Source organism: Alicyclobacillus sp. SP_1 (assembly GCF_024706985.1).
Taxonomy (GTDB): Bacteria; Bacillota; Bacilli; order Alicyclobacillales; family Alicyclobacillaceae; genus Alicyclobacillus_I.
Map to the genome: position 1 here is coordinate 24,954 of NZ_JAMCCX010000025.1, position 13,818 is coordinate 38,771.

Here is a 13,818-nt window from a genome sequence, read left to right on the forward strand (position 1 = left end):
CTCCACACCTCTACTTTCCTAAGCAAAACTGCGAAAAAATCTCGTCCAACAAGTCTTCACCAACCTGCTCGCCAATCACTAGACCCAACGTAGCATAGGCCTCTTGCAGAGAGACCGCAACGACATCTAAAGTATCCCCACGCATCGCGCTGCCCACTGCTTCCTGCAACTCCGTCTCCGCCGCACTCAGCCAGGCCACTTGACGCGAATTTGCCATGACCGTTCCTTCCATATCCCCCGCATCTCCGAGACACAATTCCACAACGGCCGACTCTAAATCGTCCATGCCCCACCTCATGACCGTCGACATGCGCACGACAGCGTCGCCCTCAACTAGAGCGAGATTTGATTCATCCCAGAGAGCGGGTTGGTCCACCTTATTCAAAAGAACGAGTCTTCGCGACTCTCTAGTATCCTTCAACAAATCTAGATCCATGCCATCCAGCGGCCGGCTCACATCAAGCATGACCAACAGCAGTTGTGCGCGTTCTAACTGTTCCCGTGTCCGAACTACGCCGATGCTCTCGACGACATCGTCTGTCTCCCGCAAACCAGCAGTATCCAGCAAGCGGAGCGGCATACCTCGCACATCCACCCACTCTTCCAAGACATCACGCGTGGTTCCAGGGATATCTGTCACAATGGCGCGATCTCGCCCAAGCAGTGCGTTCATCAGTGAGGACTTGCCGACGTTGGGCTTCCCGACAATCGCGGTAACCACTCCATCCCTCAACATCCGGCCGCGCTTACCATCGCGAATGATGGATTGCACGGAATGGAGCAGCACCTGACCCACCTGCTTGACTTCCTCATTAGCCATCGCTTCATCGTCGTGCTCTGGATAGTCCATACGAACTTCCAAATGAGCTTGCAACCGAAGAATTTGCTTGCGCAATTCCCGAATGCGATTGCGCAAATCACCTTGAACATTGCCAAGTGCCAGTCGTTCCGACTGCTTCGTCTTAGCCTGAATCAAGTCCATCACTGCTTCGGCCTGAGACAAATCGATACGCCCATGAAGAAACGCCCTCTTCGTGAACTCTCCAGGCTCGGCGATGCGTGCACCGCAGCGCACCACCAAATCCAGCGTTGAAGAAATCACCTGCATTCCTCCATGCACCTGAAACTCACACACATCTTCTCCGGTATAACTGTGTGGTCCCGGCATCCACAAAAGAATGCATTCATCGAGGTTGTGTCCGTCAAACGGATCGACCAACCATCCATAATGAACACTTTTCCTCTTCCCAAGGCGCGGATGACGACCGGATGGGGTACGAAACAGGCGCTCCAACACGCGTGCCGCTTCGGATCCACTGACGCGAACCACACCGATACTTCCTTGACCAGGCGGTGTGGCGACCGCTGCTATCGTATCAAAAAGACCCAACATCGTTTGCACCTCGTTCATTCCATCTCAACAATAACACCCTTCTCTCGGAGAAGGGCATCTTTTTGACTATTCGCATGGCCACACGACTCACTTTCCGGAATGGTACTACAGTTCATCGCTTCTCTGCAGGCAAAATCCGAATTCGCCGATTTGGTTCGGACCCCTCACTCATGGTTGACACGTCCGCACGGCCATGTAAGTATTCGTGAATCACTTTCCGATCCGCTGCTGACATGGACTCCAGCGCTTCAGACCGCCCACTCTCCGCGACCTTCCACGCCACCCGTTCCGCCAAAGCACACAACTGCTCTTTTCGACGACTTCGATAATCTCCAGCATCCAACAAAAACTTAATACGACACGTAGAGTTACTTTGGCTCTCCACCCTCTGACGAGCCGCAATATTGAGCCAAAACTGAATGCTGTCTAACGTCCATCCGTGGCGACCAATGACGTGAGGCAAATAGTCCGAATCAGAGACGATATTCATTTCAATCGTCTCTTCCTCCTCCAACGCCAACACTTTCGCTTCTACTCTGGCATCCACATCCATAAGCCGCAGCAATTCCTTCAACAGCTGCACGCCAATATCCTCAGGACGCTCTCGTATGCAGACCTCCACTTCTGCAGGTCGCCCCCCGAACAGTCCAAATACACCTTTGACAGGTTCCGCCAAGACGCGAACAGTCGCCTGTGCACTGGTCACACCCAGCTTTACTAAAGCGCTTGTCACTGCCTCATCCACCGTACGACCAGACGTGACGACTCGCTTCATGACCTCAGCCTCCAGTCCAGCTTACCGCCCTTTTCCTCGCTGCGAAGACGAAGTCGCCACGGCAGCGTCTTTTTTGGCGGAGGGCGAATTTTTGTCTGGAATGAACTTCATCGCCCAAGTCTGTAGGGCGGTAAATACGTTTGTGTAAATCCAGTACAACGCTAACCCAGACGGGAAACGAACAGCGATAATCAAAACCATGATAGGCGATATGAAGAGCATAGCCTTCTGTTGTTGAGGCTGGTTGCGCATGGTCAACCACGTGGACAAAAGCTGTGTCAAACCAGCTAAAATTGGTAAAATATAAGTGTGGTCGGGCTGTCCCAAATGAAAAATGCCCAAAAACGTACTTTCATGCAGACCTTTATCGCCATAGATGGCGCCGTACAGTGCGTAAATAATCGGCAATTGGAGCAATAGTGGGAAACAGCCGCCCATTGGATTGATACCAGAGGACTGATACAATTTCATAGTCTCTTCTTGTATCTTTTTGTTGTCACCTTTGTTCTCACTGCGAATCTTCTGCAGTTGCGGTTGCAACTCCTGCATTCTGCGCATGCTCCGCAGTTGACGAATCATCAACGGGAAGATAATGAGTCGAACGAGAAATGTGACAATTAATAAGGCTATGCCGTAACTGCCCGTATAGCGCGCAAAGAAATCCAAAATACTCGATACAAACTTGAGTATATCGCCCCACGGGCCGACCGGCCATACGCCTGGTTTTGAAGGATATAATCCACAACCAGTCACGGACAACAACGCGACCGCAGAAAGTGCCCATAACCATCGTGAACTACGCTTCTTTTGCTCGCCCAAAACGACAACTCCTTCTAGTGTGTCTTCGACGGAACCGGATCGACCCCACCTGGATTCCATGGCCCGCATCTGCTAATTCGACGCACAGCAAGCCAGCCTCCATAAAACGCCCCGTACCGACTGACCGCTTCGAACGCGTATTCAGAGCAGGTCGGATAGAAACGGCATGTTGGAGGTTTCAAGGGCGAAATGTATTTTTGATATCCACGAATGAGTGACAGAAGTAACCTCTGCATCATACCAGTCCACTCCCATCCACATCATACCACGATTTTGGCCCTCTGTAGCAGTCTCCGCAAATCTGACATAAACATGCCAAAATCCGCATCGGCGGACGACTTTCGACAGACCACCACAAAATCAAAAGAGTGACTTTGCAATTCCCCGTGCAACTCATCAAAACAAGCTCGCAAGAGGCGCTTTAGACGGTTTCGCACAACCGCGTTGCCGATTTTTTTACTCACTGAAAAGCCGACTCGATATGTGCCGATTTTCGTCGGTAACGCATACAGCACAATCCGCGGCGTGGCTACTGACTGCCCTCTGCCGAAAACTCTTCGAAAATCCCGGTTCTCCCGCAATCGATTCGCTTTCGCGACCATTTTCAATCCATCCCAAACATTCATCATTCTCCGGACCAAGATTCCATAACACGAAAAGAAGAAGTCCCGAGTCGCTCCTCAAGTCGTCCGCAAACCGACGTTCCTTCACCACACGTGTCAAGGGGCCCATTCCAGCATCTTAGTTGCAAAAGCCAAATAATAAAAAAAAGCCACGTGCCGTGGCTCCTCAGGCAGTTAACACTTTTCGTCCTTTTTTACGACGAGCCGCTAACACGCGACGACCATTCTTTGTCGACATACGCTTACGAAACCCGTGAACTTTTTTCCGTTTACGGGCATTTGGTTGGTAGGTAGGTTTCAACGAATTCACCTCCAGAATTCAAAACGACCATTTCACATCGTACAACACATATCGATTAAAAAGCAACCAAAACGTGAGTCCAACAAAGTCTCGCTCCTCAGCCGCTTCGCAATCCGTCAAACTTTAGTTTTTGCACAGACTTATACACAAATACACAGGGTATGGACAGGTCAAACGCGTAAATGTGAATTTTGTGGATAACTTTAGAATCGATTGCCCTGCACACAGTCATTCTGCTATTATTCTCTACATCGCCAGTGAAACATACCTGTGAGTAAGTAGAACTTATCCACTGATTTATCCACATCCTGTGGATAACTATATTCACCTACTGTCGAAGTATGAACACGACTGTCGATGTTGCTTGTCGATATGGTTCGGACTTTACGTACCGAACTCTATTCGTCGCTCTCGATAGATACTTTTGAGTGATCCCACGTGGGGAGGCACGACTATTCCTTATGAGTACAATTTCTAAATCCGACTATTTTGACGAATTGTGGGCACAAGTCTTACTGGTCATCCAAGAGAGACTGTCACCTGCCACTTTTGAAACGTGGTTCACGGGCAGCCGAATTATTTCCTACCGAGAATCCGACAAGACGCTCCTCATTGAAGCATCGACACCTTTCACGAGAAACTGGCTTGAGACGCACTTCTACACGATTGTCGCAAATACCATCACAGCCTTGACCGAGCAGGAGTTTCATCTGCAGTTCGTCCATCCTACCTCGGCTGAGACATCGGTCACCGCAGAAATCAATAAGACGGCGACCACCCACTCGTCCGAGAATCAAAGGTCAGGCCATCCAAAAGTCGCGGTAGAAACTGTTGACAACAAAGTGGACGAACTCGAATCGTCCCCATTCAATCCAAGGTACACATTTGAAACCTTCGTCATCGGAGTCAGCAACCGTTTTGCTCACGCTGCCAGTCTAGCAGTCGCAGAAACTCCAGCAGCTGCCTACAACCCTCTGTTTCTCTACGGAGGTGTAGGTCTCGGCAAGACGCATCTCATGCATGCCATAGGACACTACGTCAAGAAAACGAGGCCAAATGCTCGGGTCTTGTATTTGTCCTCAGAAAAATTCACCAATGAATTCATTAGTTCAATCCGTGAAAACAATACGGGAACTTTCCGAAATCGCTATCGATCCATCGACGTATTGCTCATCGACGACATTCAGTTCCTTGCAAACAAAGAACAGACTCAAGAAGAGTTCTTTCACACATTCAACGCACTACACGAAGAAGCCAAGCAAATTGTCATATCGAGCGACCGCCCGCCGCGTGAAATACCGACATTAGAAGACCGACTTCGTTCACGGTTTGAATGGGGGCTCATTACAGACATTCAACCTCCAGACTTAGAAACGCGCATTGCTATACTTCAACGAAAAGCCAAGGCAGAAGGTTTATCTGTACCAGAGGACGTAACATATTACATCGCTAACCAAATTGATTCAAACATCCGTGAATTAGAGGGGGCATTAATTCGCGTTGTGGCCTACTCTTCACTCGTCAATACAGAAATCTGTCTGTCCTTGGCGGAAGATGCACTTCGTGACCTGATTACTCCAAACCGAAACAAAGCCGTAACCATTCATCAAATACAACGCGTCATTGGAGACCACTTCGGCCTAAAGACGGACGAATTTATTGCCAAAAAGCGCACTCGCAGTGTAGCTTTCCCCAGACAGATAGCCATGTATTTATCACGAGAACTGACCAACCTCTCTTTGCCAAGAATCGGAGAGGCATTTGGAGGCCGAGACCACACCACGGTACTTCATGCATGCGATAAAATCTCTAGTGAATTGAAAACCAACCAAGAATTGAAACTTACCGTTGAACGACTGGCGGAAGCCATCCGCACTCTGTGCTAAAATTTGATCTCATAAGACACCAACAGAAAACTTGTCCACACCTTATGCACAAGGGATTTTCATTTCTATAGCGGGGTTTCAACACTTATCCACGTAATCACAGCGCCTATTACTATGACTAAAAGTACTATATCCATATCTATCTCTATACTACTGCCGCAGATTTCGAAGGGAGCCTCACTCACTGTGAAATTAATCATTGACAAAGCAGCTTTGCTTCATCTTGTTACTACCGTTTCCAAGGCGGTCGCAGTAAGGACTCCGAAACCGGTACTCACAGGTATTCTTCTTCAATGCTCAGACACCGATTTAACTGCGACAGCATATGACATGGAACTCGGAATACAAGACGTCATCACCATCAACCCTGAGGAACCGACCTATCTAGAAATTCAAGAAGAAGGCAGCATTGTGTTACCAGGACGTCATTTTTTAGACGTCATTCGCAAGTTGCCAAGTAGCTCTGTCCTCATCGAAACGAGTCTTCACTATATGACACAAATCATTTCAGGTTCATCTAAGTTCATCCTTCACGGCATGGATGCCGCGGAATTTCCGAAACTGCCAACACTCATCGCAAACAACACTTTTACCATCCCTGGAACAACGCTTCAATCGCTCATACAATCCACCTCATTTGCAACTTCTAATTCAGAGGTTAGACCGGTATTAACAGGACTTCACGCAGAATGTCGAAATGAAGCCCTTAGTTTCACAGCCACAGACGGTCTTCGCCTTGCGACAAAACGATATCCAGTAACCCAAACAACATCATCCGATTGGGTAGCGGTATTGCCAGGAAAATCTCTCAATGAGTTAGCCAAACTCATCCCAGAAACATCCGATGACGTCACGATTCAACTCTCGCAAAGTCACTCCTTATTTCTATTAGGTACCCTGAAGTTTTATACTCGACTTCTTGACGGTGCCTATCCAGACACATCGAGGCTCATACCCTCTCAGTGGAAAACACAAATTCATACATCGAGACAAGATTTACTTGGAGCTATCGATAGAGCTTCACTGATTGCCCGCGACCGAGAGAATCATCGCGTCAGTCTGCAATTACAACAAAATACGCTTGTCATCAGTTCAAGTTCTCCAGAGATAGGGAATGTCCAAGAATTCGTTTCCGTCGAAGCACGAGATGGCGACGATTTACAAATTGCCTTCAATGGTCGATACGTCATGGATGCCTTAAGAGCACTGGATGGAGAAAAAGTTAATATTAGGTTTAATGGTGCAAATCAGCCATTTACTCTTCACGATCCCGATTTTGAACAATCTCTCCAATTAATTTCTCCAATGCTGATGAGGTGAACGATGTGGATTGTTTGATAACGGGTGACTTTATAACGCTGTCTCAGTTTTTAAAAAAACAAAACCTTGTTTCGTCGGGTGGCGAAGCAAAAATACTGTTGACAGAGGGTCAAGTGTTCGTGAACGACCATATGGAGTCGCGGCGAGGTAGAAAATTAAGGGATGGGGACAGTGTGCAAGTAGGCAGTGATGTCTTCATGATTCGAACCAACAAGTCATGAGGTTACGTACACTTCAATTAAAAAACTTTCGAAATTATGAGCATGCCCATATCTCATTAGATAGCCATTTGTCGGTATTTGTTGGACAAAACGGACAAGGCAAGACAAATGCTCTTGAAGCGATGCTGTTACTCGCGGTTGGAAAGTCCCATCGCACCAATCGTGATTTCGACTTATTGCAATTTGAGACAGAAAATGCATCGATTCAGGGAGTTGTCGAAGGACCAACAACTCGTTATGACCTGCAACTTAAATTTCTAAAAACTGCAGGTCGACAGGCATTTGTCAATGCTCGACAAGTAAAGAGAATGTCCGAGTATATCGGTCATCTCCAGACTGTCCTTTTTTCTCCGGAGGATCTACAGCTCTTAAAAGGGTCTCCGTCTGTTCGTAGGAGATTTTTGGATATGGAGATTGGCCAAGGACAGTCGCTTTATGTCCATCATTTATCTCAATATGTAAAAATTCTTTCCCAAAGGAATCGATTGCTCAAACAATCGCCTATAGACATTACTTTGTTGGAAGTCTTGGACGAGCAACTCGTCGAACATGGCTCGCAAATTCTTCAACGTCGATTCTCGTTTTTCGAGCGTTTAACATCCTATGCCACTCAAGTGTATCGAGAGGTATCAAACGACAAAGAGCGTCTACAAATAGGCTACACCTCGTCAATTAAACTTAATGAATCCCAATATCCTTTATCGGCATTGCAAATTAATGTCATCGAAGATAGCTTTCGCAATGCCCTCAGTGTTACCAGAAACCAAGATGAAAAACACGGAACAACGTCCGTTGGGCCACATCGAGATGACCTTTTTTTTCTCTTAAATGATAAAGATGCGATGGCTTATGCAAGCCAAGGACAACAACGGACGATTGCTCTGTCACTGCGATTAGCAGAAATTGACTTATTGCACGAACTCACAGGTGACTATCCGGTTCTTTTACTCGACGATGTACTCTCAGAACTTGACGATGATCGCCAAAAACAATTAGTATGCTCGGTTAGTGAAAAAGTACAAACCGTGATTACCACCACACATTGGGATGCTGTGTCGTCATATTTCTCTAATCCACCAAAACTCTTTCAGGTTCATTCTGGTATAATCACGGATGAAAGGGCGTGATCTCCAATGTATCTTCACATCGGAGGAGACGTTGTTATCAGCCTTGAAGGGTTAATAGGTATCTTCGATACTCGCATTGGAGACAGTGCAAGTAACGATACGTTTTTTCAACGTGCACTCGCGAGTGACGCCGCGCATGTGATTGACCCTTCAGACATTAAGTCTGTCGTCTTGACCCAAGAATCCATTTATTTTTCTCCTGTTTCATCCTGGACTTTAAAAAAGCGTGCGTTTGCATTCGCGGATTCAGAGTCTTTCGAGTTACACTTAGAGGCAACACACGATTCCACTGAAAACCACTAAAGTCAACTTTCAAATATCACTCATTCGGAGGGAAATGCGTTGTCCGAGGCCGTCCCAGAACAAAAGGAACCACTCTACGATGAATCACAAATTCAAGTACTCGAAGGTCTAGAGGCTGTTCGAAAAAGACCTGGTATGTATATTGGCTCGACGAGTGCGAGGGGTCTTCACCACCTCGTTTGGGAAATTGTTGATAATGCGGTTGATGAGGCGTTAGCTGGTCGTTGCGACCGGATCGTCGTTCAGGTTCATGAAGACAATTCCGTGACAGTTACCGATAATGGAGCCGGATTTCCTGTAGGCATTCACCACAAAACAGGTCGACCAGCTGTAGAAACTGCCTTAACGGTACTGCATGCTGGTGGGAAGTTCGGTGGCAGTGGATATAAAGTATCTGGTGGATTACACGGTGTAGGCGCTTCGGTTGTCAACGCTCTCTCCAGTTGGATGCGAGTAGAAGTGCATCGGGATGGAAATGTGTATGAGCAGGAATACGAGCGTGGTGTTCCGATGTATGATTTACGCATTATTGGTACTACAAATCACACTGGTACAACTGTTTCCTTTCGTCCGGATTCTGAAATTTTCACAGAGACTACGGTATTTGACGCTGACATACTTCAAAATCGCTTAAGGGAACTTGCATTTTTAAATGCCGGCCTGGAAATTGTCTTTACAGATGAACGCATTGAAGGAAAGACTAACGTATATCACTACTCTGGCGGCGTTGCTGCTTTCGTCGAATACTTGAATAAGAGTCGCGATGTTCTCCATGAACAGCCGGTGTTTGTCGCTGGGAAAAAGGACGAAGTCACCGTAGAAATTGCATTACAGTACAACGATGGGTATTCTACGACGCTCTTTTCTTTTGCCAACAACATTAACACTCATGAAGGAGGTACTCATGAGGCAGGATTCAAGAGCGCTCTCACTCGCGTCATCAATGACTATGCCAGAAAAGCAAACGCTATTAAAGAAGCGGACAATAACTTATCTGGGGATGATGTGAGAGAAGGTTTAACGGCGATTGTAAGCGTCAAAGTGCCAGAGCCACAATTCGAAGGACAGACCAAGACTAAACTTGGGAATTCTGAAGTGCGCGGCATTGTGGAGAGTCTCTTCGGGGAAAAATTGCAGACGTTTCTAGACGAGCATCCCTCGGTTGCCAAGAAAATTCTTGAAAAGTCGATTATGGCTGCACGTGCTAGAGAGGCCGCTCGCAAAGCACGTGAGTTGACACGTCGCAAAAGTGCGCTTGAGGTCAGTTCACTCCCTGGAAAATTGGCGGATTGTTCATCGCGCGACCCATCGATATGTGAACTGTACATCGTGGAGGGTGACTCAGCAGGCGGCTCTGCAAAGTCTGGAAGAGACAGGAATTTTCAAGCCATATTGCCAATTAGAGGTAAAATTATTAATGTTGAAAAAGCTCGCTTAGATAAAGTCTTGTCGAATGAGGAAGTTCGGTCCATCATTACCGCAAGTGGTACGGGAATTGCTGAGGAATTCGACATCTCGAAAGCGCGTTACCACAAGGTCGTCATCATGACAGATGCCGACCATGATGGAAGTCACATTCGAATTCTGTTGTTGACCTTGCTATATCGCTTTATGCGTCCTCTGATTGACGCAGGCTACGTGTATGTAGCGCAACCGCCTCTCTACAAAGTCTCGAAAGGTAAAACGGTTAGGTATGCATACTCGGACCAAGAACTAGAGCGTTATTTGCAGGAAATCGGGCGGAATGGGGTCAATCTACAACGATATAAAGGTCTCGGAGAAATGAATCCGGAGCAGCTTTGGGATACCACGATGGACCCCAAGACTCGCACCCTGTTGCGCGTTACGACTGAAGATGCAATGGCAGCAGAGACAACATTCAGCATCTTGATGGGAGACAAGGTGGAACCTCGTCGCGAGTTCATCGAGGAGCACGCGAGATATGTCCGCAATTTGGATGTCTAGAGAAACGCGTCTGGCCTTCGGACAAATCATGGCTCACTAGATCTCATCGGGAGTGAATTGTAGTGGACGATTACATGGGAAATGTCATCCCCATCGACTTAGGTGAAGAAGTACGGCAGTCGTTTATGGACTATGCCATGAGTGTTATTATCAGCCGCGCCATTCCGGATGTTCGTGACGGGCTAAAGCCTGTTCACAGACGTATTCTCTACGCCATGTTTGAAGCCGGAATGACTTCTGACAAACCCTATAAAAAGAGTGCGCGTATCGTTGGTGACGTTCTTGGGCGATATCATCCACACGGCGATGCTTCTGTCTATGACGCCTTGGTGCGTCTCGCACAAAATTTTTCAACAAGATATCTGCTAGTAGACGGTCATGGAAATTTCGGTTCGGTTGACGGGGACCCAGCCGCTGCCATGCGGTATACAGAGTCTCGGATGTCCGCTATTGCTATGGAACTGCTACGGGACATCAACAAAGAAACCGTCGATTTTGGTCCTAATTATGACGAAAATGAAGAAGAGCCATTAGTCTTACCCGCACGTTTTCCGAACCTTCTCGTCAACGGATCGTCAGGAATTGCTGTTGGCATGGCAACCAACATACCGCCGCATAACCTACGGGAAGTCATAGACGGCGTGCTCATGATGATAGCAAATCCAGATGTGACTGTTTCGGATTTAATGACCGCAGTCAAAGGTCCGGATTTTCCGACGGGCGGTATCATTCTCGGACGGGATGGCATTCGCAAAGCATTCGAAACTGGCAGAGGCTCCATCACAGTGCGCGCCACGAGTGCCTTTGAGGAGATGTCGGGCGGCAAGACACGTATCGTTTTTACTGAAATACCCTATCAGCAAAACAAGGCTCGCTTGATTGAAAAAATCGCGGAACTTGCGCGCGATAAGAAAATCGATGGAATTACCGATTTGCGTGATGAGTCCGATCGGACAGGCATGCGCATGGTCGTCGAATTGCGAAGAGATGTCAGACCTCAGGTTGTTTTGAACAACTTGTTTAAATTCACCGGTTTGCAATCGACGTTTGGGATTATCACGTTAGCCTTGGTGAACGGGGAACCCAAAATTCTAAATTTAAAACAAGCCTTGCACTTTTATTTGGAGCATCAAAGGGAAGTTGTTCGCCGGCGCACCCAATTTGATCTTCGAAAAGCAGAGGCACGTGCGCACATTTTAGAAGGTTTACGTATAGCGCTTGACCATCTAGACGAAGTTATAGCTCTCATTCGCGCTTCGCAGACGGCGGAAGAAGCGAGAGAAGGTCTTATTGCGCGGTTTGCGTTATCGGCTGAACAAGCTCAAGCTATACTCGATATGAGACTTCAGCGCCTGACTGGGTTGGAGCGCGATAAAATCGAATCGGAATACGCAGAATTGGTTCAACTCATTGCAGAGTTGAGAGCGATTTTGGCGGATGAACAACTTCTGCTCGATGTCATCCGAAATGAATTGACGGAAATCCGAGATCGTTTCGGCGACGAGCGCCGCACCCGAATCGTGGCTGCCGAAGGGGATATTCAAGAAGAGGACTTAATTCCTGTACAAGATGTCGCGATTACCATTACGCAGGCAGGATATGTAAAAAGAATTCCTCTTTCAACATACCACAGTCAGCGTCGCGGTGGGCGCGGAATGACCATGATGGGCACGCGTGAAGAAGACTTCGTGGAACATCTGCACATCTGTTCCTCGCACAGCGCACTCTTGTTCTTTACCAATTTAGGTCGCGTTTATAATCTGCGCGCTTATGAAATACCGGAATTTAGTCGTCAGGCAAAGGGAGTTCCTATTATTAACTTGCTGAACATCGAACAAGGGGAAAAAATTTCGGCAGTGATTCCCCTCACCTCGATGCAACAGAAAGATTTGTCAGGACACATGTTGTTCTTCGCGACTCGCAACGGTATCGTAAAAAAGACTCCTCTGGAGGAGTATTCAAACATTCGGAAATCCGGGTTGATTGCCATCAACTTGCGCGAAGACGACGAAGTCATTTCCGTCAAACTTACGGACGGGTCAAAAAACATTATTATGGCCACACGCCAGGGACTCTCCATTCGCTTTCCCGAAGAAGATGTTCGAACGATGGGGAGAGCTGCAACTGGAGTTAAGGGAATTGCATTAAACAAGTCGGATGCAGTCATTGCTATGGAAGTCATCGAGGAAGACCATGAGGTGCTTGTGGTCACAAGCCGTGGATATGGCAAAAAGACACCCGCTGATGACTATCGAACTCAGTCAAGAGGCGGCAAGGGCATTAAAACGCTCAATGTCACCAAAAAGAATGGTCAAGTAGTTGCTCTCCGCATGGTAACTGAACAGGATGACCTGATGATTATCACCAATGCCGGTGTTGCTATTCGCATTAAAGTATCTGGCATTTCCACACAAAGCCGCAATACGCAAGGCGTCCGTCTTATCAATGTGCAGGAAGGTGAGGAAGTCGCCTCGGTTGGCAGAGTCATCTCCGGAGATGATGATTTGGAGACGGAAGAGGTATAATGGAAGGTAGTTCTCGGGATTTAAAGGACCGAATCAGATTACTGCGCTATACTGTTTAGAAAATCTTTGTCGATAGGCGTTAACTTCCATTCTACGAAGAATGGCGTTCCATCGGATGAAATTCGGGTGCATACGAATTTCATCCGATGACAGCGAACGGATGGCAATGTGACGTGTCCTTATATTGCTTGGAACAGATGCAGAAAAGGAGGAATAAGTTCATGTCGCCCTTGGAAATGTTTGTAATCCATCAAGTTGCAGACATGGGTGGTCTACTGGTCATTGTTTTGATTTCTTACCTCATTTTCAATGCCATTTTGCCAAAGAAATAATTGCCCGTTTTCGGTGTAGCGTGTTTTCTATTGATTTTCTGATGGCGAAACGGGGCATCCGTCGATTTCATTAATCGTGGCATAAATTGGTTTGAAAAAAAGCGAAGAAAAGTCGGGAGAAAGACTTGCAAAAGGAGCGAGGGCGAGGTATGATAGTCGCTGTCGCTTCACCACGGAGCGGGGCGAAAGAGCCCTGAGGCGAGGGGAAAGAGACGAGCGTCCCTTGAA

At 47.4% G+C, this 13,818-nt stretch carries 13 protein-coding genes; 7 read left to right on the top strand and 6 right to left on the bottom strand.

The annotated features are described in order from the left end of the window. Positions 1 to 10 precede the first annotated feature (10 nt). The 6 genes from mnmE to rpmH all read right to left on the bottom strand — a co-directional run bounded on the left by mnmE (position 11) and on the right by rpmH (position 3,911). Entirely contained in the window at positions 11 to 1,393 is a 1,383-nt protein-coding gene (gene mnmE, locus M4I36_RS07930) for a tRNA uridine-5-carboxymethylaminomethyl(34) synthesis GTPase MnmE (protein WP_258111197.1), read from the bottom strand. A 112-nt stretch (positions 1,394 to 1,505) separates the two neighbouring features. Beyond that, complete coding sequence (gene jag / locus M4I36_RS07935; protein ID WP_258111198.1) at positions 1,506 to 2,168, bottom strand: RNA-binding cell elongation regulator Jag/EloR; 663 nt, start codon at positions 2,166 to 2,168, stop codon at positions 1,506 to 1,508. Positions 2,169 to 2,189: 21 nt separating this feature from the next. Then, entirely contained in the window at positions 2,190 to 3,047 is an 858-nt protein-coding gene (locus M4I36_RS07940; protein WP_258111199.1) for a YidC/Oxa1 family membrane protein insertase, read from the bottom strand. Next, positions 3,002 to 3,223, bottom strand: a complete 222-nt coding sequence (gene yidD / locus M4I36_RS07945; protein ID WP_258111210.1) for a membrane protein insertion efficiency factor YidD — start codon at positions 3,221 to 3,223, stop codon at positions 3,002 to 3,004. The genes M4I36_RS07940 and yidD overlap by 46 nt, the downstream gene beginning before the upstream one ends. Positions 3,224 to 3,247: 24 nt before the next feature. Next, positions 3,248 to 3,616: a ribonuclease P protein component gene (rnpA, locus tag M4I36_RS07950; RefSeq protein ID WP_258111200.1), complete on the bottom strand. Its 369-nt coding sequence runs from the start codon at positions 3,614 to 3,616 to the stop codon at positions 3,248 to 3,250. Positions 3,617 to 3,776: 160 nt separating this feature from the next. Further along, the gene (gene rpmH, locus M4I36_RS07955) at positions 3,777 to 3,911 is read right to left on the bottom strand and encodes a 50S ribosomal protein L34 (protein ID WP_258111201.1); all 135 of its coding nucleotides are present in this window, start codon (positions 3,909 to 3,911) and stop codon (positions 3,777 to 3,779) included. A gap of 461 nt (positions 3,912 to 4,372) precedes the next feature. Between rpmH and dnaA the strand changes: the two genes are divergently transcribed. From dnaA to gyrA, 7 genes are all read left to right on the top strand, one after another. Next, positions 4,373 to 5,797 (top strand): chromosomal replication initiator protein DnaA, encoded by a 1,425-nt coding sequence (gene dnaA / locus M4I36_RS07960; protein ID WP_258111202.1) that lies wholly within the window; start codon positions 4,373 to 4,375, stop codon positions 5,795 to 5,797. A gap of 186 nt (positions 5,798 to 5,983) precedes the next feature. Next, positions 5,984 to 7,117 (top strand): DNA polymerase III subunit beta, encoded by a 1,134-nt coding sequence (gene dnaN, locus M4I36_RS07965; RefSeq protein WP_258111203.1) that lies wholly within the window; start codon positions 5,984 to 5,986, stop codon positions 7,115 to 7,117. Positions 7,118 to 7,122: 5 nt separating this feature from the next. After that, positions 7,123 to 7,338 (top strand): RNA-binding S4 domain-containing protein, encoded by a 216-nt coding sequence (locus M4I36_RS07970; RefSeq protein ID WP_258111204.1) that lies wholly within the window; start codon positions 7,123 to 7,125, stop codon positions 7,336 to 7,338. Next, positions 7,335 to 8,465 carry a DNA replication/repair protein RecF gene (recF, locus tag M4I36_RS07975; protein ID WP_258111205.1) on the top strand — a complete coding sequence of 377 codons (1,131 nt, stop codon included), beginning with the start codon at positions 7,335 to 7,337 and terminating at the stop codon, positions 8,463 to 8,465. The genes M4I36_RS07970 and recF overlap by 4 nt, the downstream gene beginning before the upstream one ends. A 6-nt stretch (positions 8,466 to 8,471) precedes the next feature. After that, positions 8,472 to 8,768: an extracellular matrix regulator RemB gene (remB, locus tag M4I36_RS16850; protein ID WP_374985772.1), complete on the top strand. Its 297-nt coding sequence runs from the start codon at positions 8,472 to 8,474 to the stop codon at positions 8,766 to 8,768. Positions 8,769 to 8,807: 39 nt separating this feature from the next. After that, complete coding sequence (gene gyrB / locus M4I36_RS07980) at positions 8,808 to 10,733, top strand: DNA topoisomerase (ATP-hydrolyzing) subunit B (RefSeq protein ID WP_258111206.1); 1,926 nt, start codon at positions 8,808 to 8,810, stop codon at positions 10,731 to 10,733. Between the two features lie 74 nt (positions 10,734 to 10,807). After that, entirely contained in the window at positions 10,808 to 13,258 is a 2,451-nt protein-coding gene (gyrA, locus tag M4I36_RS07985) for a DNA gyrase subunit A (protein ID WP_258111211.1), read from the top strand. Positions 13,259 to 13,818 lie beyond the last annotated feature (560 nt).

What these genes read in the sequence shown, in the direction of transcription:
- mnmE (WP_258111197.1), bottom strand. Translation starts at nt 1,393, where the DNA reads ATGTTGGGTCTTTTTGATACGATAGCAGCGGTCGCCACACCGCCTGGT.
- jag (WP_258111198.1), bottom strand. Translation starts at nt 2,168, where the DNA reads ATGAAGCGAGTCGTCACGTCTGGTCGTACGGTGGATGAGGCAGTGACA.
- M4I36_RS07940 (WP_258111199.1), bottom strand. Translation starts at nt 3,047, where the DNA reads ATGGAATCCAGGTGGGGTCGATCCGGTTCCGTCGAAGACACACTAGAA.
- yidD (WP_258111210.1), bottom strand. Translation starts at nt 3,223, where the DNA reads ATGCAGAGGTTACTTCTGTCACTCATTCGTGGATATCAAAAATACATT.
- rnpA (WP_258111200.1), bottom strand. Translation starts at nt 3,616, where the DNA reads ATGATGAATGTTTGGGATGGATTGAAAATGGTCGCGAAAGCGAATCGA.
- dnaA (WP_258111202.1), top strand. Translation starts at nt 4,373, where the DNA reads ATGAGTACAATTTCTAAATCCGACTATTTTGACGAATTGTGGGCACAA.
- recF (WP_258111205.1), top strand. Translation starts at nt 7,335, where the DNA reads ATGAGGTTACGTACACTTCAATTAAAAAACTTTCGAAATTATGAGCAT.
- remB (WP_374985772.1), top strand. Translation starts at nt 8,472, where the DNA reads ATGTATCTTCACATCGGAGGAGACGTTGTTATCAGCCTTGAAGGGTTA.
- gyrA (WP_258111211.1), top strand. Translation starts at nt 10,808, where the DNA reads ATGGGAAATGTCATCCCCATCGACTTAGGTGAAGAAGTACGGCAGTCG.